The sequence below is a fragment of the Chitinophaga fulva genome (assembly GCF_012927205.1).
Lineage (GTDB): Bacteria > Bacteroidota > Bacteroidia > Chitinophagales > Chitinophagaceae > Chitinophaga > Chitinophaga fulva.
Genome location: NZ_JABBGC010000001.1, coordinates 2,027,263 through 2,052,557 on the forward strand (window position 1 = coordinate 2,027,263; position 25,295 = coordinate 2,052,557).

The window sequence follows — 25,295 nt, forward strand, 5'->3', positions numbered from 1 at the left end:
ATTATTATTTAAATTCAAAATTTACCGCAATGAAAAGGTGGTTAGGCTTTGCGCTGCTGGCTTGTCTGGTAGCCCTTTGCTGTCAAAGCGCTTATGCGCAGGAGAAAAAATGGGTATCCGGTACCCTGAAGGATGGCTCCGGCGCCCCTATTATCTATGCAACCATTGTTGAAAAAGGTACTACCAATGGTGCTACCTCCAACGAAAAAGGTGCTTTCCGCGTACAGGTAGCACCTAACGCTACCCTGGTCATCACCAGTGTAGGCTTCACCAAACTGGAAGTGCCTGCCAACGGTAATCTCGACCTGGTTATGCAGGACGCTTCCAAAGGATTAAACGAAGTGGTGGTAACCGCTTTAGGCATCAGCCGCGAGAAAAAATCACTCGGTTATTCCATGCAGGAAGTAAAAGCCAATACACTGGTAGAAGCGCACGAAACCAATATCACCAATGCGCTGACAGGCGTGGTGGCTGGTTTGCAGATCACCCGCGCCAGCGGTGGCCCTGCGGCATCTTCCAAAATCAACCTGCGTGGTAATACTTCCCTGAATGGTAAGAACCAACCGTTGATCGTAGTGGACGGTGTACCTATTGACAACTCTACCGGTGTGGGTACTGACGGTACCAACGACTACTGGAACCCGTCCCTGGACATGGGTAACGGCCTGTCTGACCTGAATGCCAATGACATCGCCAGCATATCAGTGCTGAAAGGCCCTGCCGCTGCTGCATTGTATGGTAGCCGTGCAGGTGATGGTGTTATCCTCGTTACTACTAAAACGGGCAGGAAAAACCCGGGTGTTGGTATCACCGTTTCTTCCACCGTTGGCCTGGAAACTTTCTTCACCCGTCCGCAAATGCAGAAATCTTTCGGACAAGGTACTAATGGTGTCTTTAACGAGACTTCCGGTAGCAGCTGGGGATCAAAAATTGAAGGACAGGAAGTGACCAACTGGGCAGGCAAGAAAGAGAACATGCGTTATTATGACAATGTCAAAAATTTCTATAATACTGGCCTGAACCACAACCAAAATATCTCTTTCCAGCAACAGTTCGATAAGACGTCTGTATATACGTCTCTGAACTACCTGAATGATAAAAGCATGATCCCGGGAACTAAATTGTCCCGCGTGAATATTACCAGCAGGATCTCCAGTAAGTACGGTGCAAAAGACCGTCTTTCTACAGACTTCAAGGTGCAGTATTCCAATACCAATGCAGTAAACAGACCAGCAACCGGTACCAACTCCCGCAACTATGCTACGTTGCTGTATTCCATGCCTATTTCCATGGACCTCGCCCAGTTCAAAAACCCGGTGAATGAATTTGGTAAAATGACGTGGTACAGCGTTGGTAACGACGTGAACCCTTACTGGGCTACTAAATATCTGCAGAACCAGGATATCCGTAACCGTTTTATCATGAACGGAGCCTTGAAATACCAGTTCACCAGCTGGTTGGATGCTGAAGTGAAAGCCGGTGCAGACATGTATAACACCACTACAGAAAGCAAAACTTATGTTGGTAGCCCTGCCGCTGTTGATGGTGGTTATGGTACCGGTAGACTTGGTTTCACTGAACTGAACTACAGCGCATTGATCACTGCCAAAAAGGAGAACCTGATCAGTAAACTGAGCGGTAATGTTAGTGTAGGTGGAAACCTGATGAAACAGAAAACTTCCAATGTGGGTTATAGCACCGGCGCATTGGTGGTGCCTAACCTGTTTGCGATCAAAAACGCGAAAGGCGCTATTACTACCACTGATGCGGTAACAGAGCAACGGATCAACTCCCTGTATGGAACTGCTGGCCTGAACTGGGATGGTTACCTGTTCCTGGACGTTACTGCACGTAATGACTGGTCATCTACCCTGAGCCCGGAAAACCGCTCATTCTTCTATCCATCTGTGAGCATGTCTTACCTGTTTACAGAACATATCAAGTCCCTGCCGTCCTGGCTGAGCTACGGTAAACTGAGAGCTTCCTATGCAGCCGTAGGTAACAGCTTACCTCCTTACCAGCTGTATAATAACTTTGTAATTGGTCAGGACCCGAACGGTCAGATTACCGCTTCCCGTGATAAGACCTACTACAACAAAAACGTGAAAAATGAGCTGATCAAATCTCATGAATTTGGTGCGGAATTCCGTTTCGTAGACAGCCGTTTCGGACTTGATTTTACCTATTATAAATCCAATGCCACCAATCAGTTGATCGATTTGCCGATGGACCCTGCCAGTGGTTATGGAAAACGTAAAATCAATGCTGGTAACATTCAGAACAGTGGTTTTGAAATCATGGCAGACGCGAGAATCCTGACCAACCCGAAAGGATTGATGTGGAACATCTCTGGTAACCTCTCCATGAACCGCAACAAGATTATTGATATTGGAGAAGCAGAAGGCGTAAGCATTTATCCGCTGGGTGGTTTCGATGCCGTGTCAATTGTTGCGAAAACAGGTTCATTGTATGGTGATATTTATACAAACAAAGTGTTAAGACGTGTAACTGATGAGAGCAGTCAATACTATGGACAACTGATACTGGAGTCCACTGGTCTGCCAAAAATCGAAGACGGCAGCAAATACCTGGGTAATCAGGCAGCCAAAGCGCTCGTTGGTATCACGAACTCCTTCTCTTACAAGAACTTTTCACTGGGCTTCCTGGTAGATGCCCGTATCGGCGGTGAAATCTACTCTGTGACCCAGCAGATGATGCAGAAATCCGGTACAGCAGCAATTACCGCACCAGGTGGTCAAAGGAACGATCTCGTAGTGCCGGGTGTTGTCGACCAGGGTGGCGGTAAATATGTACCCAATACTAAGTCCATTACACAGCAACAATACTGGAATGCGCTTAACAACGGTAACCTGGGCGCTCCTGAAATAAACACATACGATGCTACCAGCATCCGCCTCAGAAACGTACAGCTGAACTATAATGTGCCTAAGAGCATCCTGGGCCGCATGCCGGTACAGGCAGTGAAAGTTGGCCTGTCCTGCAATAATGTATGGATGATTTCCAGCCATGTGCGTGGCCTCGATCCGGAATCTGTTTTTGCGATTGGTTCCAACGCTACCGGTTTTGAAAACGGTGCGCCTCCAACTACCCGTACATTCCTGGTGAACCTTAGCCTTAGTTTCTAACCATTAATTGCAATTGACATGAAGAAAATATTTATAAAATCAGGCGTGGCTCTGGCAGCGTTTTCCATGTTGCTGTCTGCCTGTAGTAAATTTGAAGAGATTAACCAGAATCCTAAACAGGCCAGCGAAAGCCAGGTACAGGAAGAGTTTCTCATCAATAGCTCTATTATCGCCGCCCAGATGGACCCCGAGGTTGCGGAACGTTCATTTGTGCTGATCTGGAAAGCTGCTGCTCACCAACAACTGGATGATGGGATTACTTCCGGTAACAACAACGATAGTTGGTCCGGCGTCTATTATTCACAGATATCCAGCTGGTTGACCAGCATTACTGCTGCCGTTGATTTGGGTGAAAAAAAGATAAAGGCTGGTAACATCAATGAATATACGGCGAACCTGTTGCAGGTAGCGCGTATCTGGCGTGCGTATTTGTTGAGCGAAATGTCTGACAACTATGGCCCGATAGCTATACAGGGATATTCCAGTGGTGTGAACCCTGACTTCGCCAGCGTAAAAGACGTGTATTACTTTATCCTGTCTGAGCTGAAAGATGCCAGCACTAAGCTGAATACCAACCAGACACCTGGTGATGCACTTGCGAAGCTGGACCCAGCCTACGGTTACGATTTTAAAAAATGGCAACGTTATGCCAACTCTATGCGCCTGCGTTTGGCCATGCGTTTGTCTGAAGTAGATGCTGCTAAAGCAAAAGCAGAATTTGAAGATGCAGCTGCCGGTAATCTGATTACCGACATGAGCCAGACTTTCCAGGTACAGGAAAAACCAGGATGGGATGCGCTTACCGGTGTGATGAGCCGTGAGTGGGATGAACAATTGATGACCACCACGCTGGAGAATATCTACAATGGTCTCGGTGGTGTGAAAACCGCCGATCAGCTTACCGATCCGGTTTACACGCCATATATCAGGGCTGCTGACTGGGCAGGCTTACAGCTGACAGATCACTTCCCGACCACTTCCAGTGATCCGCTGGCAGGTTTCTGGTTTGATGGTTTGCCACAAACCATCGATCCACGCGCTTATAAAGCGTTTATCCCTGCAGGTGATTTCTCTAATCCGAACTTCTCCCGTTATCCTTCCTATAACGAGAACGCATGGAAGAGAACAGCCCGTGCCCTGATGAAAAATGACAAGGACACCGCTGTGCTGCTGGATGGCAAAATGGCTTGGAACGGTCAAACAGATGGTGACTGGGGTGCGAAAGGCACGCTTAACCGTTGGTATTACTGGCCTGGTGGCGCTCCGCGTATGACGCAGCAGTTCCGTACCAGCACCAGCAAACGTATCTTCTTTGCTCCATGGGAAACTCATTTCCTGATCGCAGAAGCTGCGGTGAGAGGATGGAACGTGCCGATGTCCGGTAAAGCGGCTTACGAAAAAGGTATCACGCAGAACTTTGAATACTGGGGCGTTTCCCAGTTTGTGGGCACCTACCTGACTTCTACCGACTTCAATAATGTGGGTACTTCCGTAAGTTGGGACCATACTGCTGAGCCGCCGGCTGCGCATACGATGAACTTCAAAAACGGTTACACCAATGCTCCTGGTACTGCTGCCATTAAATATCCGGTTAACAACCTGTATAAAAATGGTACGGTGAAAAATGACCTGCTGACCAAGGTCATTACACAGAAATACATCGCTAATATGCCATGGCTGCCACTGGAAGCCTGGAGCGATCAGCGCAGGCTGGGGCTGCCGTTCTTTGAAACACCGAACGTAGAACAACCAATACCTGGTTTACCTGGATTGAACAACGGTAACTACATGACCAGCAACGTTAAATTCTACCCACAGCGTATCAAGTATCCGTCTGTCATGAGAAATGCCAATGGCAAGGGTTATGATCAGGCCGTACAGGCACTGGGTGGTGCAGAAGATGTCACCACGCCGCTGTGGTGGGCTAAACAGAAGTAATTTTTGCTTCACCATAACTGTCACGTCAGCTGTTAATTGGAAACAATTAACGGCTGATTTTTTTACAGCGCCCCCATTTCTTTGCGGAAGATATCTTCCACCATTTTGATTTCCTTGCTGTAGATCGTTTTTTTGCGAGACCCAAAATACAGCGTGTTCTCCACTTTGATGTCACCAGCCCATACAGCTTTTACCAGCCCGGATTTGATCTCGTCCCGGCAAAGGAAATCAGGTATGATGGCAAAACCTTCATTACCACTCAGGCAACGGACAATGGAACTGATATTAGGCACAATGTAGTTGGGCTTGAAGTCGATGTTCTGCCGGAGGTTCATTTTCCAGAACCGTTTCAGGTGGTCCATATCCGCTGCAGTACTGTACCATATCTGTTGTTTCAGCCAGCTTTCCAGTGCTCCTGTTTTCGCCGCTTTTACTTTCTCATCTTTTACTTCCATCTCTTTCAACAGTGTTTTAAGCGGTTTGATATTCGTGCGTTCACCACATACCAGGAGGATTTTCTCGCGGGAGAAAGGTTTGAATTCCAGGTTGGTCTGCTCCCCTTTTTCCGGTGTCACGATCAGGTCGAGCACTCCTTTATCGAGGTCATGTATCATTTCCTGGTACAGGCCGAATTTTACGATCACATTGAAGGGCAAGGTGGAGATATACCTTTCCAGTGTAAACTGGAATGTTTCAAAGCACATGCCGATGCTGATCGTAGAGCGGCCTTCGCGGCTGCTGCGGTGAAATACCTGTTCCGCCATTTCCAGTCTGCCCATAGGCTCCTGAATGAAGTTGTAGAGTACTTTGGCCCTTTCCGTAGGCACCATTTTCTTCGCGGAACGGTCAAACAGTTTGTAGCCGGTAGCCACCTCCAGTGAGTTGAGATGCAGGCTCACGCCCGGCTGGGAGATATATAACGCCTGCGCTGCCGCAGTAAGGGTACCTTTCTCGTAAATGGTTTTAAAGGTACGTAACCATTCCATATTCAGATTCATAACCTATCATTTTTCTGATACAAAATTACGACTTAACTTATTTGTGTGATGATTTATTTCGTTGGCTCACCAACCAATCATCATACAGATATATATGGTGGTAACCTTGAAAACCGTTTACGTTTCCTGAAGTAAGTAACAATAGCTGTTGTTACCGCTATCGGGAACCGGCGGATGTTGCCGTTTAGTATTTAAAGGCTGGATATCCTTATCCAGCCTTTTTTGCTCTTCTTTGATGCTGCTATTTGAGTTATATTTGGATACAACCAATTTTCGTTAATCCAAAATAGCAACTCCATGAAAAAATCCCTCATTGCCTGCGCCGCTATCGTATTGTCCCTCAGCGCCGCAACGTCCAAGGCCAACAATTATGGACTGTCACCATTACCGGTAGCCGCCGGAAAAGCTTTTATCAACATGACCGGCCCTCATACCATTAGTCTCTCTTCCGGTGTGTATGATTATGCCGTTAATTTGTTGGGGCAGCCGCTGGCTCCGGATGCCAAATGGGTGATTACGCACAATGGTACCGTCGTGGCACGGTATGATGTCAGCTTGATCGTGGATGGTAAAGCGCTTATATCATTAACGGGGTCTGATTTTGGCAGCACAGGCTCCTTTACGCTTTTGCTGGCAGGTACCACCGAAGATGGTTTTGGAATGATTTACGGTTCCAAAGGCATTACAGTAACGCCGTAAAAAGTAATTGTCAGGTCGTTGGCTTTCAGCCGGTGGCCTGACTGTTTTCAGCGCGGGGATGTTTTATCTTTACTGAAAGTACTGATGCCTTATGCATGACAATGTTATTGCGCGGATAAAGACTTTCTTTCTCCCTTTTATTGTTGCCTTGTTGCTGTTTACAGCAATATATAGTCTGTTGAACTGGTGGCTGTTTACCCATCTTGCCATTTTCCCGGTAGAAGAGAGCGTACTAGACACCATGCTGCCCCTGGTGCTGGCCTTCGTGCCCGCCTGGTACTGGATATGGCCACGTATAGCCTTGCTGGAATTACGGCACGACAGATCTGACATGTTGTACTATCTGGTGGTGTATATAGGACTTGCGCTGCCGGTCATACTAACGCAACACTATATACGAAATGAAAAACAGACGTTGCTGCAGCTGCAAACGATGGCAGAGATCAGTCAGCGCCCTGCCGAAGCCTACCAGGTGAAGCAGTGGTATGTGGCAAAACAGGATGCTTCCGTATGGACGAATGTTTCCATTGAAGGTAAGCATGGAAGCCTTTTTGTTTTTAGTATGTATGTGACTGTGCCGGTATTTACGGCTCCTGGTGATACTATTACCGGCAAGTGTTTGGCATGGTACGGTATTAAATACCATACATCTATGTCCAACCGGTTATCTGATGAAGAAAAGGGGGCTCGTTGTGACGACTTCTTACAGCGCAGCTGGCAACGGTTTCAGGAGAAAAACGTGTATAGCTGTACGTATTTGGAGCGGCCGGGATATACCAGTGAGCGTGCCAATTTTCGGAACGCAGCTAACCTGAATAAAAGATACAGTTATGCCGAAGATATATTGTTGTTGCCGATGAGGCAGCCCTTTGCAGCACGGACGGGCGGTTTGTTATGGTGGTTATTATCAGCGCTGTTAATTTTTTCCGGCATATGGCTGATGGTATGTCTGAAAACACCATTGAAACAACCGGAAAGTAAGCCGGTAATTTCGTTGGCGCAGCGGTGGCATCCTGCAACGGCGATACTTTGTTGGTTTATCGGGTCTTCTTTGTTTATTGCAGGACAGCACAGTCCCGGACCGAATGAGCTCATCTTCTGGGGGGCGAGCTCACGTCCGTTGTTGGCTCATGGGCAGTGGTGGCGCCTGTTGACCAATTTGTTCCTGAACATCACCGCCTTACAGGGATTTTACATAGTGACTTTGTATCTGGCGGGCTATATACTGGAGCCGGTGATTCGGGGAAAACGTTTCCTGTTCGCATGGCTGTTGAGCGGGATGGCGGGTAGCCTGCTGAGTGTAATGGTGTATCCTGACCGTCTGAGCTTTGGTGCTTCCGGAGCTATTCTGGGCATATGGGGTGTAATCCTGATGTTTATCTTCCGGAAAAAATTCTCGCAGGATATCGGTGTGATTTTACTGTATGCGATGGCAGTAGCCGGCCTGGTTGTCTTATTCCTGATATTGGGTTTCAAAGGGTCTTCTGATTCTGTTGCAGATATGGGTGGGCTGCTGGCTGGTTTGATGATAGGCTGGATATATGCCCGGAAGCTTCCTGATAAGCAGCAGGAAGTACTTCCGGAACATAAAAATGCATAAACAGTGCTGGCGCATGATGTCCATGCGTCAGGAAATTTATAATGGCAGATATGGCATTGCATTGAGCAGGATGTATTGTCGTTGTTGCCCGCTGAAATGTTGTTCATCGGAAGTCAATAATACCGGCCGGGTCACCAGCAGGGCGTCGCTGATCACGATTCCCTGGCGGAAGGTGGTGTAGCCTGTCCAGTGGGAGGTGCCCGGTTTGACTGTTACGCGCAATTTTTTTCCGTCATTGGTGGCGATGTCCATTTGTTTGGCGTCATTGTCATAAAATCCTTCGCTATAGCCTTCTCTTTTTAACGTTACAGTCTGATGTTCGTTATCCAGTGCCATCACCGTGATGGTTTGTGTGCCGGGGCCGCCCAGTTCCCAGGGTACGCTGATGGTGTGTTTCCAGGTGTCGCCTTCATGCAGTTGCGCCGGGGCCTGTCCCCAGATCAGTGAGTTGTACATCAGTCCGCTGGCGCTGGTATTGGCGTAGGGTTTGTCCTGCCAGATATTATTACCATCCAGGCCGATGACGGTAGCAGAGCGGTTTTCCGGGCGGCCGTCATACAGGTCTGTTTCCATAAAGGCTGGCCGGGCGGGATGGCCGTCTGTCACCTTGTACGCACTGCTGCCGCTGATGCGAAATACGAGTGGGGCAAAACCTTCGCCGGTCATAGCGATGGTGCGGGAGTAGATATTAGCCAGTGTGTCGCCTTTGGATAGATGAGGGGAGAGACAGGAGCTTGTTTGACTATTGGCCTGGTAAGGGATCAAACCTATTATCATCATTAAAAATAGAAGCGGTTTCATATTTGTTTTTTTGTGTACTAAAGATGGTTATAAAGGGGTTGTGAGAAAAATCAATTAAACAGTTACAGGAAGATTTTCAATGACCGGTACTTCCTTTTCAATAATTCTGTCATAGCAATGGAGGGAGGCACGAAATTTACCGTCTTATTGGTACATTGGTACTACAACTGTTAAATTGATGCTGCAAACCTTAGTCTGTACTTTGAAGGGATGGGTAGTGTTATTTTGTTTGCTATTGTCTGCAAACCAGGTTTGGGCACAGCATCCCGCCACAACGAGCGGGAAAGTAGTGAACAAATTTACCGAAGAACCTTTACCATTCGCTACTGTTTACTGGAAAGCCGCCGGTTACGGCGTGATGACGGACAGTGCCGGTTACTTTAAACTGGCCAGGAGTTCCCGCCGGGAAGATACGTTGGTGGTGCGTTATGTGGGGTATGATCAGAAGATGATTCCACTGGTGGCTACAGATGTTTCGCCGTTGCTGGTACAGATGGAAGCCACCATGAAACTTGGCGTGGAGGTGAAAGCCAAAATGGACAAGGGGCTGGTATGGTGGCGGCAGATAGTGGCCAATAAAGCAACCAATGCACCAGGGCATTATGATAGTTATTATGCCGAACTATATAATAAACTGGAGATAGATGTCTCCAATATCAACAAACAGCGCTGGGAGAAATCACGTTTGATGAAACCTTATGCGTTTGTCACGCAACGGATAGACTCCACTTCCGAGCAAACTCCCTTTCTACCTGTTTTTCTTAGCGAATCGGTATCAGATTATTATGTGTCTGGCAGCCCGTCCCGGGTACGGGAAGAGATGCGTGCGATGAACAGCAGCGGTGTCAAAAATGAATCCGTCCTGGAATACATGGGAGGCATCAATCAAAAAATTAACACTTATCAAAACTCCATGCTTGTTTTCGGACGTGAGTTTATCAGTCCGCTTAGTAATGTGGGTGACCGCTACTACAACTACAAAGGGCTGGATACCGTTACACAACATGGAGAACAATTCTATCATCTCGCTTTTACGCCCAAGCGGGAGGGTGAAAACCTGTTTGCCGGTGATTGCTGGATACAGGCTTCCACATGGGCTATACAGAAAATCAGTTTGTCGGTGGTAGGTGCTGTGAATATCAATTTCGTGAAGCGGCTGGATATCATTCAGGAGTTCGCGCAGCAACGTGAAAAAGAATGGGTAGTTACGAAAGACCGCTTTGTGGTGGAACTGGCGCCCTTGGGGAAATCGAGGACCACCTTCATTGGCCGCAAGACAACTTTGTATAGCCATATTACTACCAACCAGGATTTTATTACTGCTAAACTCAACAGCAATCGTAGAAATGAAGAAGTCGTGATTCCGGACAGCGCACTGGCAGGCGGTAAGGCTTATATGGAACAACACCGGCCCGAGACATTGACCCGCAATGAAAAACATGCTATAACGTTGGTGGATACACTAAAATCGCTGCCCTCCTTCAGACGGTTGAGTAATACCATTACATTTTTGGTAGATGGACATATCAAGCTGGGCAAAGTGGAGATAGGGCCGTGGTTCAAGTGGGTGAGCCGCAACAGGGTGGAAGGTGCGCGTGTGCGGTTTGATCTGGGTACCACCGCCCAATTCAGCCGCAACTGGCGGTTGAATGGCTACCTCGCGTACGGTATGAAAGATGAGTCATTGAAAGGCAAGATGGCGGTGTCTTATACCTGGCCCAAGGACAATGGATGGCAGGTTTTTGCGTCCTATAAAGACGACCTGGATAATAACCAGCGAGGATTTAATGGTGATGAAGTGTCGCTGGACAATATCTTTGGTCAGCTGGTGCGGCGTCATGGTATCCCGCAGAAGTTTATCCGTGAGGGGGATATGCGGGTGTCTGCTATCAAACAGTTTCCGCAGGAGTTTTCGTTGCAGGGTACTGTTTCCCGTACCTGCTACACGACCTTTGAACCGTTGCCGTCACATAAGATTTTTCTGTCGGGAGAGCATGAAAAGGTTGTCAATACCGAATTTCAACTCAAATTCCGCTATGCGCCCGGTGAGAAGGAAGTGCGTACCTTCCGTAAAACGAGGCGGGTACGCAGTAACCTGCCGGTCACTGAAATAGCTTATTCCCTGGCACCTTCAGGCGTGCTGGACAGCAAATACCAATATCATAAAGTAAGCATGAGCGTACGGCAGCAGTTCAACTTAACAGGCTGGGGACGTATCAACTATATGGTATATGCCGGGCAGATCTTTGCAGACAAGCTGCCTTTTATGTTGCTGCAGGTACATCCGGGCAATGAAACCTACTACTACAACAAAGAAGCCTTCAGCCTGATGAACAAGTACGAGTTCTTCAGCGATCGTTATGCAGGTGTCAATATAGAACACAATTTTAATGGTAAACTGCTGAACCTGTTGCCTTTCATGCGCAGGACAGGGGTACGTCAGTTCTGGAATGTGAAGTCAGTGATCGGTGATTTATCACACAAGAATCGTGTATATAATCAGATGGAGTATAGCCGTTATGGTATGCGATCTCTTAACGGTAACATCTATACGGAGGTGGGTACCGGCTTTGATAATATTTTCCGGTTCTTTCGTGTAGATGCCGTGTGGCGGTTTTACCCGCAACAGTCCGCGATGAAGCATAACGGGGACTTTGGTGTGTTTGGAAGTTTCAGATTGCAGTTTTAGTAAGGAGTAACCCCAGTAATCATTTATAATGCAGGATGTTAAACCCAACCTTACCATCGATTTCTCCGGGTGAGAAATCGGTTGTGGACTTTTGAGGGTCTACGTGGATTTTTTAGATTATTCTGTCGTTATCATGCTGATTTGCAATGAATCGGAATTTTGCGGATACTGTCCGCAAAATCTTCTGTGCAGATGACGTGTGGCTGTTTTTCTCGCAGTAGTCTGCGATGACGCATGGCGCATGGCTTTGGCGTGTTTGAAAGGTTTAGATTATAGTTTTAGTAAGGTATGCTGATTAAATTTTGGAAGGAAAAAGGTAAAAAGATATATTTGCTTATACCAACCATTTTTGTATGACCGAAGCAGAATTTAACGACCTGATGGAACTTGCAGAACGGCAACGTTATGAGGTGACGACACCTGAGGAGGCGCTGCGCTCATTCGTGGCAGCAGGTATTCTCGATTGGAATGGTAATTTCAGGGAGCCATATACGGAGTTGGAAGGAGTTTTTGCCGAGTTGTTTCTAAAGAAAAAAGTTGACCCCCAATAATCAATAATTATGTATGATGTTAAACCCAACCTTATCATCGGCTTCCACGGATGTGAAGCCGAGGTGAGAGACATGCTTTTGCATAACCCCGATGAGTTTAAAATGAGCCAGAAACCATTTGACTGGCTGGGTAACGGATTTTATTTCTGGGAGAATAATTATTACAGAGCGTTAGAGTGGGCACGTGACAAACAAAAGCGCGGTATTATCCGGGAGCCGGCTGTTATAGGCGCTGTATTACATCTCGGTTACTGCTGTGATTTTATGGAAACGCAACATCTCCGGTTGCTGTCCATTTATTTTAGGAACATGTCAGAAAGGTATAGCATGTTGGGAAAGCCATTACCGGAGAATAAAGATTTACCCGGACAGGGATCAGGAGACAAGGTTTTGCGATATTTGGACTGTGCAGTGATTGAATTTATGCACGAGGAAATATGGAAAAGCATACAGGCAGATGACATAGATAAGCAATCTGTTCGTCGCAGGGTCTTCGACTCCACTCGTGGCGTTTTTACAGAGGGAGTACCTGTATTTGAAGGTGCCGGCCTCTTTGAAAAGACCCATGTACAGATATGCATCCGCAACCCCAATTGTATCCTGGGCTTTTTCAAGCCCAGGAAAGAAATAGATTTTGCAAGCTGGATGGAGGGGCATCAGGCGGCACAGATGACTACTGATGCCGCCTGATCAAATCAGCCCCTGAACTGCCTCAAATGATGATCAATATGTTTGTACCCCAGCAGCCCCATCTGGTCACGGGTCATTTTGCCGAAGAAAGGATGGTTTACTGACTGAACAGATGAATGTGCATAAGACTCCAGCAGTGTTATCCATTTTGTTTTTTCTTCAGAGATGTCTCCGTCCGGTTCCGTGATTTTCATGGCTGCCACGGTAGAGGCGCCGCGCATCATGGGCTTTTCGTCTTTGAGGATTTGTTTCAGTATCAGTTTACCGAATAGGAAACTTATCAGCTTACGTTTGTATGTTTTGTGGCCGAGTGCCATCTCTTCCCATAGGCGGCAGTGTTTCAGCATCTGGTAGAGGGTCATTTGGCCCCATTCCGCACTGGCATTGGGTGGAAGGGCGTTGATGCGCCGGATGATTTCTTCCCGTACAACGGGATCAGTGAGTGTTTTCATGTTCAGGTGAGTTGAGCCAGGGAGAACCAGTTACCGGAATCATCTTTGAAAATAGCCTCGGTGCCATAGAATTCTTTTTTAGGTGCTTTGGTGAATTCCACGCCTTTGGCGGTCATTTCCTCATAGGTAGCGTAAATGTCGTCGCAGGTGAGAACGGCAACGCCGAAGGTGCCTTTACGGACCAGGTCTGTCATGACGTCGACGGTTTCCTGTTTGAACATCGCTGTGGAAACGGGGGACAGTACGATTTCGAGGCCAGGTTGCTGTGGCGGGGAAACGGTGAGCCAGCGGACATCTTTGCCCATCGGTACATCGGTGACCACGCGGAAGCCCAGTTTATTCGTATAAAAATCCAGTGCACGGTTTTGGTCCAGCACGTAAACGGTCATGTGTGTTACTTGGGAGATCATTGGAGATATCTTTGTTTCTATTGCAAAGAACGATGATGCGCTGGTATTTCATTTGTTCAAAATTGCTGTTTTGGGAACCAGCCGTATTTTTCGGCGAAACAGCCAGGTATATATGCCAGCGGAGTAGCGGCTATCTGTGCTTTGAGGGACTGATGTTGCTGAAGATAGGCGGAAGGCGTAACGCCGTTGGCGCGTTTGAACAGGTTGCTGAAAGAACTGATGCTTTCAAAGCCGACAGCATAGCAGGTATCTGAAACAGTGGCGCCTCCCTGCAGTAGCAGCTTCGCTTTTTCCATCCTCACGTTTTTGAGGTATTGATGAGGCGTCTGCTGATAAATGGCTTTAAACTGCTTGATGAAATGGAATTTCGAGAAATAGGCTTCGTCAGCGATACAGTCGAGATCTATTGGCTCAGCATAGTGCTGGTCAATGAATAGTTTGGCCTGGACCAGCCGCCGGTACAAATACATTCTCGGATATTGCAGGCCTGTCATAGTCTACCGATTTTTTGCGAACTCCCTGAAAATTAATGATTTCGCAGGATAAACTGTTATAAAGTAATTATTTAATATCTGTAAATATCTATTTAATAGAATGTATTAACAAAAAATAACAGGTAAACATGGAAATTTTACAGTAAATTGATGAGTACATTAAAACTCATCATTATGATCTGGACTATTATTATCGGAGGCATCGCTGGCTGGCTGGCCGGTAAAATTATGCGTGGTGACGGGTTTGGGATTATTGTAGATATTATTGTGGGAATCATTGGCGGCTGGCTGGGCGGCTGGCTTTTCGGCAAACTGGGGTTGCATATGGGCAACGGTCTGATCGGTTCGTTGATCGTAGCACTGATAGGCTCCATTATATTGATTTGGCTGATACGCCTTATCAAGCGGTGATCATCCATGATATTGACAAAAACGCCGGTATTTTGTACCGGCGTTTTTTTATAACATACAAGTATATACGAAATCAGTGTGCCACTTTAATATAGCCCCATCCTTCCCGTTGTTTGGTAATGATCTCATAGATAGCATCAGGTACTACCTGCACACCGGGCAGCAGTTCACTGGCGTTTTTGTTGTTCCTTTTCATGGTAGCGCCGCATACTTTAAAGCTCACATTTTTATGATTGTTGATTAGCTCGGTCAGGGCGGGCGCTACAGTGGATTTGTCTTTCAGTACCATATCCAGTGCATCGCCGTATACCGCTACTTCCAGTTGCGCATCGGGAGCGCCTTTCAGTATACCGTTCAGCTGCCGGAGCAGGGTTTGTTGAGCTTCCGGCGTTTTACTGGTAATGTCGAAGATGACCTTATAATCGGCCTGCGCGAAGCAGGTCATGCTGCCCAGTAAAAACGCGAGAACTATAAACAGCTTTTTCATAGCAGATTGTTTTAAGTAAAACGGATATTACTTTTTATGCTGTCGCGCAATAGGAGCGAAGGGTCCGTATTTATGCTGCACGGCAGGGAAGGTGTCGCTGAAAGGGCCGAAAGGATGATCTGGTGGTTTGGTACGGATATCGGGCCAGTCGCCAGGAAAAGCTTTCACCGGCCGCGGTTGCGAATTCACAAATGCGGCCACATTCCACGCATCTTCATCGCTGAGTGCCGGATGCTGATAATCGATGCCGAGCGGCATGTTATACTTTACATATCCTGCAAATCTGGACAGCCGGTATAGTCCGGCCCCGGTGTTATAACTATCCGGCCCCCATAGCGGTGGATACTGGTATTCCGATGCGCCTGCCAGCTGCTGTCCGCCACCATTGGCGCCGTGGCATCGCTGGCATTGCTGCAGAAAAACAGCCTGGCCTTTGACAGTATCTGCGGCCACCGGCAGGTAAGGCAGCTCACGGATGCCGCTGCCAGGTGTTTTATAACCCTTGGGCTGGTCTTTTCCCAACCATTGTATATAGGCGATGATGGCCTGCAATTCCCGGCTGTTACTATCAAGGGCGGCGCCATTGAGGCTTCGCACAAAACAATCGTTTACTTTTTTGGCGATGGATTCCACACTGCCGCTCCGCGCCCTGAATTTAGGGTAGGTGGAGGCGGTGCTGCCGTAGTTATTGCCCCACGGTTTGGTACCGGCATCCAGATGGCAGTTCTGGCAGTTCATGCCATTGCTAAGTTTAGCAACACTGCCTTGTGGCCCGAGATATTGCGCGGTATGGGCTATCAGCGACCGGCCATACCGTATCATATCGCCTGTTGACGTATGCGGGATCGTAGCAGTGTCCGGCGCCTGCCATAATTTTTCCTCCAACGTGCCCGCTCTGCGGCAGCCATACAGGGCGGTGAACAACCCCATTAAAAAAGTAAGATGCCATTGTCTGTTTGTCATCCTGCAAAACAGTAACCGCAGTTTTTTTCCTGTGCCCGTCCGATGGCCCACATGCCGGAAGGTACCACATCAACGCCCGGTAAAACACCTGCCAGCCATTCATTCTTCACAGCCACGGGGTCCAGCGCCATTTCCTTGGCCACGATAGCACTGTATACTGTTATCGCCATATTGCATACGGCAAACAATACACCACTCGCCTGCAACTGGTTAATACCGATGTCTACATTGCCAATACCCGGTACATTAAAATCCCCCGGCTGAGGCATCCAAAAAGGATTACGGACAGCCGGCGCTTTGGTTTTTGGATCATCTACTTTAAACAACTGGCCGAACTTGTATTTTTCCCACAGCTCATTTTTCATGGCGTAAGGGATGCCTTCGTGGCGTAGCACCATGACGGCACAGCAGTCTTTCTCCGGTGTACCGGTGGCCTGGTTGGTCAGCAGAAAAACTTTTGCCCAGGCAAAAGGATAGATTTCATGCGGTCGCGGAATATCTATTACTATCCGGTGCTTGCCTTTGATTTTGCTGCTCCAGGCATCGGTGGTGCTGGTACTCATATGCTTGCTTTCCTGCGCCAGCCCGGCGAAAGAAGGAATGCTCAGCATCGTGGCACCTGCCAGCATTTTTCCGAGGAAGTCGCGGCGGTTGTTACCACCGTTTGGTGTATGACTCATAGCTTTAAATTTTGAGGTTATAGTATGGCTCCAACCAGTATATGGTTAAAATACCCTGAAGAGAGGGACTATAAATGTAAGGAAACACACCAGGCACTTATCAGATAAAAGTGACAAAATCGGATGACTGCTGAGGAAGAAAATCAGAGAACTGATGCGGTAGCCGATGCGTGAAATAACGAAACTCGTTGATGAAATGTGTCTGATCGCAATACCCTGCTTTATGCGCTAACAACTTCCATTGCGGATATCGCATCCGCGCCATGTAGTCGATCGTTTTTCTGAAGCGGACCAACCGGCAGAACAACTTCAGGCGTAACCCTGTCTGTTCCAGGAATGCCCTTTCCAGTGTACGTTTGGTGAGGAATACCTGCGCTTCCAGTTGCCGGATGGTAATGTTGCCATTGGCAGCAAGGATGAGTTGCATGGCATTTTCAAGGTTACAAATATTTTTCGGAGAAGCTGTCAACTGCTCCAGCAGCCAGTATTCCAGCAGTTGTACCTGTTGCCTGGGATGATCACAGGTATTGATGTCTGTCAGCAGAGAAGCAATGGAATGACCGAATAGCGCCGACAGGTCAATACAACGGTCACAAAAAAATTGTGCAGGGATATTGAAGAGCCTGAACCAGCTGCCCGGTCTGAAATGCGCTGCCAGCAACTGCATATTGCCACTAATACGCCATTCGCTGATACGGCTGCGCGGACCGGTGAGCAGTGCTGAAGATAGATATTCCTGCCCGATAACATCATACAGGGTATGATCAGGGCCGGGATTGAACCACATGCTTTGAATAAAATGAGGGAGAATGGTCAGATACCTGACTTCTTCCCCTGGGAAATCACCCGTGATCAGCTGCCATGAAAGCAGATAGTCACCAAGCCGCTGATGAGGCCGGAATGTTTGCACCTTGAACATAGGCATCGGTTTCTTTGGGGCACAGTGAGATCTGGTGCAAAGATCCGACTTTTTTCCAACGCGTCAGATGACGGCAGCCACGATTGGCTGACTCCTGTTTCTATGGCTTTGTTCGCCACGTTTCCCGCCGTCCTGCCAATAATCGATACCATCCATTACGTCCGAAACCGGTTAGTATTTTATGCGTTATCTGGTGGCATCGAGGTCCTTTTGCAGTAATCCCAGATCCCGCTGCAGTTGATGCTGCCGGCAGTAATCAACCAGTTCCTGCAGCCTTTTTTGATTATCATATCGAAGATTCCAATACAGCTTTTTCTGGCATTCCGAACAGATGCGATTGGGCGCTCTGTCAGTTTCCTCCAGGTTGTTGGTGCCGTTCATGGCGCACCTGGCGTGAAGGCAGTGATGCAGGGAAAACATGTGGCCGATTTCGTGTGAAGCGATGCTGTTGAGCCGTTTTAAACAAAGGAGATAGTTGGTGGCGTCTAACGTTGTTTCATTCTGTAACCGGTAAATAGAGGACACGCCTACACGTTCTGCGTAAGATGCCAGGCCGAATACATAATTCCAGTCGCTTTGCGGATACAGGTCCCGCGCACTGATGGCCATCAGGGCGATGCCATTGTCGGGTGTTTTACCTTTCAACAGGTTATGCAATATATAAGACGCCAATAGCTGGATATGACCGTCATCCCGCTGGCGGAAAGTATTCGACGGAAAAGAATCATCTGAATGAGCCGGCAGGAGCACGGTTTTCAATTGGAAGAAGATGGCAGTATACTCCCGGGTGGCTTCCAGTACTTTTTCCTGAAGTGGGGTGAATTCACCCACCGGCAGCAAATAAATCACCGATCGGGTAGCGGTGGTTTTTACCGGCCGTGCGGCCTTATACGCTTCAAAAGTTTGTGCTGTTTCTTTGTGTGTAAAACGCCAGTCTCCTTCCTGTGGCGGGCCTAGTGGAATGTCATTGCTGGCAATGGCGTTGAAATAGGTTTTCTGGGAGGTTATTACAGGGTCAGCATGCCTGTAGTGACAGGCAAAAAGCATCGACATAAAAAATAGCGAAAAAACAGGTGCTAGCTTCATATTCCTGAACATTGTAGCCCAGGACTTTAGTCCTGGAACATTTTGGTTGTTTTACATAGGATGAAATAACCATAGGATTCCATAACACAAAATACTATTTCCCATAATTGGGGGGATGACCGTTTTTCTTTATTTTACCTGATAATTCCTTAGCCAACAAATCAAACCTTACATGAAAAGAAAAACCGGTTTTCTATACAATATCCCCGTATACTGTATTGTACTCATCCTGATATTTACCTGTTCCACCCGGGTCCAGGGGCAGGATAATTCCCGTGTATTCACTTCCGATGTCGATAATTTCTGGACTGCTTTCGACAGTGTGAAGACGGTCAATGATACCACGCGGCAGATTGCTTTTATGCAATCGCTATACATCGACAAGGGCACGGAAGGGCTAAAGTTGTTTATGAAGCTTAGAAGGTTCGATGCCGCCAGACTGGTAACGGCTATCAACAAGTATCCTAAATTCTGGGCTTCTATCCGGGAGAACACGTTGAAAATAAAACCTAAGATCCCCGCTATCGAAGCACATATCCGGGAGTTTAAAGTACTGTATCCCGATCTTCGTCCGGCTAAACTCTTTTTCACTATTACGGCTGTACGCGCGGCGGGCACAGTGCATGATTCGCTGGCGTTGATAGGAACAGAAATAGCTACCGGGAATAAAAACACCGATGTGTCTGAGTTTCCGGATAAAAGGCTGGCAAACTTCTTCCAGGCGCAGAGCACAGACAATATCATCCCGGTGGTGGTACATGAGTATGTGCATACCCAACAACGGTCGGAGGCCAAAATACTGCTGGGACAGGCACTGAACGAAGGCGCCTGTGATTTTATCACGGAGTTGATTCTGAAAGAACCTTTAATGAATTCTTACCTTCAATACGGGAGGAAGAACGAACAGGAGCTGAAAGAAGCCTTCAAAAAAGAGATGCTGGGGGCAGATTTTTCCAACTGGTTGTACAACGGCTCCACCACCAAAACCATGGGTGATCTGGGTTATTTCATGGGATATACCATCTGTAAATCATACTACCAGCACGCCAAGAATAAAAGCCAGGCAATAAAAGACATTATTACGCTGAATTATGGCGATCAGGCAGCCGTGACGGCTTTCCTGGAGAAATCCAGGTATTACCACCAGATGTAGGGCCCGCCTGTGGCCGGTAAGAGATGGCCATTGTTATTTTTATATATTGCGAATGGTGCTTATATTTACCAGTATTTCAGCGGGTTATCCACATCCAATTAAACAGCGGAACACAGATGTCATTAATAGATAAAGTACTCAATACACCGGAATTAACTAATCAGCCACCAGTACTGGTGGATATCGGAGCATCGGGCGCCATCCATTTCAGGTGGAAGAAGATCGCGAAATATGCTGTCTGCATTGCGTTTGATCCGGATGACCGGAAGTACGGTTACATTGTTAAAGAGAACGATAATTACCGGAAACTGTATGTTTTTAACTGCGTGGTGGCAGATGCTTCCAGCGATGGGCAACCGTTCTATCTTACGCAATCACCTTACTGCTCCAGCTTTCTGGTACCCCGCACAGAGGATTTAAAGCCTTATGCTTTTGCGGATAAATTTGAAGTAGAAAGGGAAACCAAACTGATGACCCGTACCATCCCGGAGGTGTTGCAAGAGCTGAATATCGGGTACATCGACTGGTTCAAGACCGACTCACAGGGACTGGACCTGCGTATTTTCCAGTCGCTGGATGATAAGATGGCCCGCGACATTAAAATAGCGGAATTTGAGCCGGGCATTATGCACGCTTATCATGGAGAAGATAAGCTGCATGCGGTGCTGCGGCATATGGACAACCTGCCTTTCTTCCTCAGTGAAATCACCGTGAAAGGGCCTAACCGCATATCACAGGAACAGCTGAAAAGCATTAGCGCCAGTCCCTTCCTGCAAAAGCTGTTGGCTGCTTCCCATAAGGAAACAGCCGGATGGGGAGAAATGGTGTACCTCAATAACTTCGATGCCCGCGCTAACCACTCGCAACGAGACCTGCTCCTGGGCTGGGTAATAGCCACGCTCAACGAAGAATTTGGTCTGGCTTTGCAGATAGCGTCACAGGGTGCGGAGCAATATAAGACGCCTATTTTTGAGGAAATACGCCGCGGCAGCGTGAAGAATATCCGCCGTAGCTTGTGGAAGCTTCGTTTTATGAGCCATGTGTGGCGTAAACTGTTTTAATGTATTGTTTTGTATAAAACCGGACAGCCCGCTCATTTGAGCGGGCTGTCCGGTTTTTGGGTGATGAACATGCTCAAACGTTTTCGTTATACGGAGTGTTTGCTCAGTTTTATAGTACGGTTGGAAATGTAAGGCACCGCGGGTATGTTCTACGGCATTGTCGGTCCACGTATTCACCAACTCATCGTGCCAAAGAACGGGTGGGTAATTCTTTTAACAATTGCCTGATGGCAGCCAGATGAGAAAACAAAACCAATGGCACCAGGCAGGCCGGAAGTAGCAGGAAAGGGAAATAGACGAGCGCTATGGTGGGCCGTTCAGGCACGGATGGGGGTAGTTTTGCTGTTACCGTTATCATAGCGATAGTGACGATATTCAGTAACAGACCGAGACTGATCAGGTTCCAGATCAGGAGGACGGCTTTGTTCAGTGTGCCTTTTACAAACCCGAAATACCATACCAGCGGAGCAGATAACCCGGCTAGTATATCAAAGTTCCTGCCCTCAAAAGTCATCACCTTCGGTACAACGCTATGTAAGAACAACCAGTATAGGACGATCTCTACTGGTATCCTTATGGTATGTAAAATGGTCAAGGTTTTGATGTTGAGGCTGTCAATAAAGCGCTTGCCGGCAGGGACCATCAGGCTGGTCAGTATATACAGCACCGGCGGTAATACGAGCAATAAGAACCTGGGCGGCGTTGTATTGACCTTATAAAAATCATTCATTCCCAATATGGATTGAAAAACAACCCAAAGGGAAATAATGATCAGAAAAGGCTTAGCGTAATTGGCGGCTTTATAAAACAACCCAATGGCCGCGATAACGGTGAGATCAAAAATAGCGTAAACGTAGAACGGTAAAGTTTGCATGGATCTGCTGTTTGGTCTTCCGTACAAAGATCGGCTATCATCACAACAATCCACTTGTCAAATGGCAACTAATGGCTGTCCGCTCTTTTTTTCGAGAACTCTTTGCGGATACGGCTTAAGGAAGAATCAGTTATGCCCAGATAGGAAGCAATGTATTTGAGTTGTACATGCTGGAATATTTCTTTGTTGGAATGGACCAGGTCACTATACCGTGCTTCAGCGGTTTGATTAATCAGTGACAGCGTCCGCTTTTTATAGGCGGTAAATTCTTTCACCAGCATTGCCCGTCCAAACTCACGGAACTCCGGTACGGAATGGAATAACGTGTTTAACTTTTCGAAGGAAAGGAAAAGGCCATGACAGGCTGTAACGGCCTGAATGTTTTCCATAGACCTGGTCCTGGTGAAAAGGGAGGTGATTTCAGAAACGTGGCTGTTTTTATTATAAAAATAAGTGGTTACCTCTTCTCCTTCAGTATTGCGTGTGAATGCCCGCATAAATCCTTCCGTCATAAAGAAGCTGCCGGTGCTTACCTGTCCTTCCTTTACAAACAATTCGTCTTTGTCAAAACTTTTCGGTTCGAAATAACCGGCTATGTCTTCAAGTACCTGCCTTGAAGGAGAGAGATGGGAAGTTGAAAGTGTATCCCGGACGAATGTGATGAGGGGTTCCTTATCCATTTGACACTAAATATAACGAGATTATTAACTGTATCTTTTTGTTGTTGTAATATATTGTTAATCAATTTGTTGTGTTTTTATGATTCGGGTCTGCTCCCGGTATGCATGGAATTGTCCATGCAATTGTCAGGATTGTCTATGTTTTCTATGTCTTCGGCGCAGTAGCTTTGACAAATCAAAATCAACAGCACAATAAAAGAATAACACAATGAAATCCTTTAAAATCTATCTGTTTATCCTTGGCGTCTTACTCGCAGGAACAGCAACAGCCCAGCACAAAAAAACATTTCAATGGATAGGTGGACCTACTTACGTATTACAGCTGGGAAGTTTCAAAATATTGACAGACCCCATGTTTAGTCCGAAGAGTGATTCGGCGTTTATGATCAAAAAACATCCATCCACCGGAGCGGCCAACGCCTATATTCAGCGTTATTTTGCTCCTGCGGCATTCGATACATCGAATATAGACATCCTGCTGGTAAGCCACCCGCATGCCGACCATTTTGACCGTGAAGCCAGGACTGCCCTGAATAAACAATTGGGCGTGGTTGCTCCGGCTGCCAATATAGCCACCATACGGGAGTGGGGCTTTGTCCATACTACCGGGCTTAAATGGGGCGATACCACCGAGTTTAAGAAAGGTAATGAAACCCTGCGCATCATAGCTGTAGAAGCGATGCATGCTAAAGATGACCCATTAAAAACCGAACTGGGAAAAGGCAACGGCTACATCATCGAGTATACCGTAAATCACAAGGTATACCGGGCATACTGGACGGGAGATACGGTTTGGTTTGATGACATGCAGCAGTATACCCGTTATGGAAAGATCAACCTGTTTATCCCCGATATGGGCGCTGTAGGCTCTGATGGCAGCATCGGCCGCCGTGGATTAAATTCGCAGGATTGTTTAAAGATCATAGAAACCCTGCATCCGGATGTAATTGCACCGGTGCATCATTCTACTTTTTCCATGTATATAGAACCGATTGCCACACTGCAGAAAACACTGGACACTACAGCGTATGCGAAGAGATTAAAGATTGTTCCGGCTGGAAAAGTGGTGGTGTTGTAGTCTTATATCAACGATAAAAGCAGCCAGCCTTCAGGTGTATAGCCTGAAGGCTTTTTTGTGGACCAACTTATCAAAATCGAAATGGTTAAAATATGGGTAACCTTTTTCGGGGAAAGGAATGACCTTTTACTTCGCATTATAATTCATCTTTAATCCACAAAAAATCCCAAGACCAATGAAACAATTATTTTACCTGTGCTGTATGTTGTTATTACCTGTGATGTTGTCTGCACAGGGGGATTTATCGGTCATTACAACAAACAATCCTGATAGTGTGAACTTTTCTGATCTTTCATTCCTGAAACATGTATTAAAAGATGTGCAGGTAGTGAGTTTAGGAGAACAAAGCCATGGTGATGGCGCCACCTTTGACGCAAAAGTGAGATTGATAAAATACCTCCATGAAGAGCTCGGCTATAATGTCATCGCATTTGAAAGCGGTTTGTATGATTGCACCAAAGCGAATGAGCTTATTCAGGCCGGTGGCAGTGCGGAAGAATACCTGTTTAAAGCCATTTTTGGTATATGGGATTGTAAGGAGGTGGGGAAACTGGCAACTTACATCAATGAAACAAAGAAAAGCAGTTCTCCTTTACTGCTCAGCGGGTTTGATTGCCAGGTGGGCGGCAGAATAGCCAAGAAAGATTTTATCGCAGACGTTAACCAGTTTGTCAAGGAACTGGAAAGGAAAACGGGAAAACAGCTGTTTACAGATACCGTGTCTGTCAATGAAGCATTAAGAAAAGCAGTTAAATTTTCTAACTTCTTTACCAAACTTTCCTCTGCCGATACCGCTATACTTTCAGCGACTTTTGCCCATATTTTTGAAGCGGCTGATAATGCAGGCTTGAGCGACGCCACAACACAATATTGGACCAGGGTGTTGAACTCCCTAATGGTGGATTACAGAAGGAAATTCGAAAAAAATAGTATCAGAGATATTACGATGTCCGAAAATGTGCTATGGTTGCTGAAGGAGAAGTATAAAGGCCAGAAAATAATACTGTGGGCGGCATCAGCTCATCTTGCTTACAATGTAAGTCTGGTAGATGATAAATATCTTTCTAATCATACTACAATGGGTGACAAACTAAAGCACAAACTGGGAAATGAATATTATAGCATGCTATTTACTTCTTATCATGGTAAGTCCAAAGCCGGAATTATTAACCTAAAGGTAGACAGGCCAGCAGTAAACGGAATAGAACAGTTTTTCTATGCTGCGCGCAAGCCTTTTCTTTTCGGGGACCTTCGGGAAAAGTCTGCCGGAGGATTGTGTGATCATGATGGGAATACAAAGGTATTCGGCCATAAACCACTAAAAATGAAATTGTGTGAAATGGCTGATGGAATATTTTATATAGAAAATATGTATCCGGCAACTTATTAGCTATTTCTGTTTATATTACCCTGTATTTCCTGCTTCTGGTCTATT

The 25,295-nt window shown here is 46.8% G+C and carries 24 protein-coding genes; 12 read left to right on the forward strand and 12 right to left on the reverse strand.

All coding sequences use genetic code 11. The features are described 5' to 3' along the window. Window positions 1-29: 29 nt before the first annotated feature. Both HHL17_RS08435 and HHL17_RS08440 read left to right on the forward strand, forming a co-directional pair. Window positions 30-3,146, forward strand: coding sequence for a SusC/RagA family TonB-linked outer membrane protein (locus HHL17_RS08435; RefSeq protein WP_169224296.1), 3,117 nt, complete (start codon window positions 30-32; stop codon window positions 3,144-3,146). A gap of 18 nt (window positions 3,147-3,164) precedes the next feature. Further along, on the forward strand, window positions 3,165-5,084 hold the full coding sequence (locus HHL17_RS08440; protein ID WP_169224297.1) for a SusD/RagB family nutrient-binding outer membrane lipoprotein: 1,920 nt from the start codon (window positions 3,165-3,167) through the stop codon (window positions 5,082-5,084). Window positions 5,085-5,146: 62 nt separating this feature from the next. On the opposite strand, the gene HHL17_RS08445 is transcribed toward HHL17_RS08440, so the two are convergent. Then, entirely contained in the window at window positions 5,147-6,082 is a 936-nt protein-coding gene (locus tag HHL17_RS08445) for a LysR family transcriptional regulator (protein ID WP_169224298.1), read from the reverse strand. A 297-nt stretch (window positions 6,083-6,379) separates the two neighbouring features. Here HHL17_RS08445 and HHL17_RS08455 point away from each other — a divergent pair, with 297 nt between their 5' ends. Together HHL17_RS08455 and HHL17_RS08460 are read left to right on the forward strand one after the other, a co-directional pair. Then, window positions 6,380-6,781 carry a hypothetical protein gene (locus HHL17_RS08455; protein WP_169224299.1) on the forward strand — a complete coding sequence of 134 codons (402 nt, stop codon included), beginning with the start codon at window positions 6,380-6,382 and terminating at the stop codon, window positions 6,779-6,781. Between the two features lie 91 nt (window positions 6,782-6,872). Beyond that, window positions 6,873-8,381, forward strand: coding sequence for a rhomboid family intramembrane serine protease (locus HHL17_RS08460; protein ID WP_169224300.1), 1,509 nt, complete (start codon window positions 6,873-6,875; stop codon window positions 8,379-8,381). Window positions 8,382-8,417: 36 nt separating this feature from the next. Here the strand turns inward: HHL17_RS08460 and HHL17_RS08465 are convergent, their stop codons facing one another. Beyond that, entirely contained in the window at window positions 8,418-9,182 is a 765-nt protein-coding gene (locus HHL17_RS08465; RefSeq protein ID WP_169224301.1) for a hypothetical protein, read from the reverse strand. 235 nt (window positions 9,183-9,417) lie between these two features. Here HHL17_RS08465 and HHL17_RS08470 point away from each other — a divergent pair, with 235 nt between their 5' ends. The 3 genes from HHL17_RS08470 (at window position 9,418) to HHL17_RS08480 (ending at window position 13,112) form a co-directional block, all read left to right on the forward strand. Continuing rightward, window positions 9,418-11,871, forward strand: coding sequence for a DUF5686 and carboxypeptidase-like regulatory domain-containing protein (locus HHL17_RS08470; protein ID WP_169224302.1), 2,454 nt, complete (start codon window positions 9,418-9,420; stop codon window positions 11,869-11,871). 353 nt (window positions 11,872-12,224) lie between these two features. Further along, window positions 12,225-12,422, forward strand: coding sequence for a hypothetical protein (locus HHL17_RS08475; protein ID WP_169224303.1), 198 nt, complete (start codon window positions 12,225-12,227; stop codon window positions 12,420-12,422). Window positions 12,423-12,431: 9 nt separating this feature from the next. Continuing rightward, window positions 12,432-13,112: a hypothetical protein gene (locus HHL17_RS08480; protein ID WP_169224304.1), complete on the forward strand. Its 681-nt coding sequence runs from the start codon at window positions 12,432-12,434 to the stop codon at window positions 13,110-13,112. Window positions 13,113-13,117: 5 nt separating this feature from the next. On the opposite strand, the gene HHL17_RS08485 is transcribed toward HHL17_RS08480, so the two are convergent. The 3 genes from HHL17_RS08485 to HHL17_RS08495 are packed head-to-tail and all read right to left on the reverse strand — an operon-like array spanning window position 13,118 to window position 14,468. After that, on the reverse strand, window positions 13,118-13,564 hold the full coding sequence (locus HHL17_RS08485) for a DUF1569 domain-containing protein (protein WP_169224305.1): 447 nt from the start codon (window positions 13,562-13,564) through the stop codon (window positions 13,118-13,120). Between the two features lie 2 nt (window positions 13,565-13,566). Continuing rightward, the gene (locus HHL17_RS08490; RefSeq protein ID WP_169224306.1) at window positions 13,567-13,974 is read right to left on the reverse strand and encodes a VOC family protein; all 408 of its coding nucleotides are present in this window, start codon (window positions 13,972-13,974) and stop codon (window positions 13,567-13,569) included. 56 nt (window positions 13,975-14,030) lie between these two features. Next, a complete protein-coding gene (locus HHL17_RS08495) occupies window positions 14,031-14,468 on the reverse strand; it encodes a helix-turn-helix domain-containing protein (protein WP_169224307.1) in 438 nt (145 codons plus the stop codon). 174 nt (window positions 14,469-14,642) lie between these two features. On the opposite strand from HHL17_RS08495, the gene HHL17_RS08500 reads away from it, so the two are divergent. Continuing rightward, window positions 14,643-14,879: a GlsB/YeaQ/YmgE family stress response membrane protein gene (locus HHL17_RS08500; RefSeq protein WP_169224308.1), complete on the forward strand. Its 237-nt coding sequence runs from the start codon at window positions 14,643-14,645 to the stop codon at window positions 14,877-14,879. 73 nt (window positions 14,880-14,952) lie between these two features. On the opposite strand, the gene HHL17_RS08505 is transcribed toward HHL17_RS08500, so the two are convergent. The 5 genes from HHL17_RS08505 to HHL17_RS08525 all read right to left on the reverse strand — a co-directional run bounded on the left by HHL17_RS08505 (window position 14,953) and on the right by HHL17_RS08525 (window position 18,981). After that, the gene (locus HHL17_RS08505; protein ID WP_169224309.1) at window positions 14,953-15,366 is read right to left on the reverse strand and encodes a DsrE family protein; all 414 of its coding nucleotides are present in this window, start codon (window positions 15,364-15,366) and stop codon (window positions 14,953-14,955) included. A 27-nt stretch (window positions 15,367-15,393) separates the two neighbouring features. Continuing rightward, window positions 15,394-16,329 (reverse strand): c-type cytochrome, encoded by a 936-nt coding sequence (locus HHL17_RS08510; protein ID WP_206155941.1) that lies wholly within the window; start codon window positions 16,327-16,329, stop codon window positions 15,394-15,396. Further along, on the reverse strand, window positions 16,326-17,009 hold the full coding sequence (locus HHL17_RS08515) for a hypothetical protein (RefSeq protein WP_169224310.1): 684 nt from the start codon (window positions 17,007-17,009) through the stop codon (window positions 16,326-16,328). The genes HHL17_RS08510 and HHL17_RS08515 overlap by 4 nt, the downstream gene beginning before the upstream one ends. Window positions 17,010-17,109: 100 nt before the next feature. Further along, complete coding sequence (locus tag HHL17_RS08520) at window positions 17,110-17,928, reverse strand: helix-turn-helix domain-containing protein (RefSeq protein ID WP_169224311.1); 819 nt, start codon at window positions 17,926-17,928, stop codon at window positions 17,110-17,112. Between the two features lie 186 nt (window positions 17,929-18,114). Then, the gene (locus tag HHL17_RS08525; RefSeq protein WP_169224312.1) at window positions 18,115-18,981 is read right to left on the reverse strand and encodes an archaemetzincin; all 867 of its coding nucleotides are present in this window, start codon (window positions 18,979-18,981) and stop codon (window positions 18,115-18,117) included. A gap of 205 nt (window positions 18,982-19,186) precedes the next feature. Between HHL17_RS08525 and HHL17_RS08530 the strand changes: the two genes are divergently transcribed. Both HHL17_RS08530 and HHL17_RS08535 read left to right on the forward strand, forming a co-directional pair. Then, a complete protein-coding gene (locus HHL17_RS08530) occupies window positions 19,187-20,167 on the forward strand; it encodes a gliding motility protein GldB-related protein (protein ID WP_169224313.1) in 981 nt (326 codons plus the stop codon). A gap of 116 nt (window positions 20,168-20,283) precedes the next feature. Next, a complete protein-coding gene (locus HHL17_RS08535; RefSeq protein WP_169224314.1) occupies window positions 20,284-21,228 on the forward strand; it encodes an FkbM family methyltransferase in 945 nt (314 codons plus the stop codon). 181 nt (window positions 21,229-21,409) lie between these two features. Here HHL17_RS08535 and HHL17_RS08540 read toward each other — a convergent pair whose 3' ends face one another. After that, window positions 21,410-22,102 (reverse strand): hypothetical protein, encoded by a 693-nt coding sequence (locus tag HHL17_RS08540; protein ID WP_169224315.1) that lies wholly within the window; start codon window positions 22,100-22,102, stop codon window positions 21,410-21,412. Window positions 22,103-22,170: 68 nt separating this feature from the next. Continuing rightward, window positions 22,171-22,782, reverse strand: coding sequence for a Crp/Fnr family transcriptional regulator (locus HHL17_RS08545; protein ID WP_169224316.1), 612 nt, complete (start codon window positions 22,780-22,782; stop codon window positions 22,171-22,173). Window positions 22,783-22,990: 208 nt separating this feature from the next. On the opposite strand from HHL17_RS08545, the gene HHL17_RS08550 reads away from it, so the two are divergent. Beyond that, the gene (locus HHL17_RS08550; RefSeq protein ID WP_169224317.1) at window positions 22,991-23,860 is read left to right on the forward strand and encodes an MBL fold metallo-hydrolase; all 870 of its coding nucleotides are present in this window, start codon (window positions 22,991-22,993) and stop codon (window positions 23,858-23,860) included. Between the two features lie 175 nt (window positions 23,861-24,035). Further along, on the forward strand, window positions 24,036-25,250 hold the full coding sequence (locus tag HHL17_RS08555) for an erythromycin esterase family protein (RefSeq protein WP_169224318.1): 1,215 nt from the start codon (window positions 24,036-24,038) through the stop codon (window positions 25,248-25,250). Window positions 25,251-25,295 lie beyond the last annotated feature (45 nt).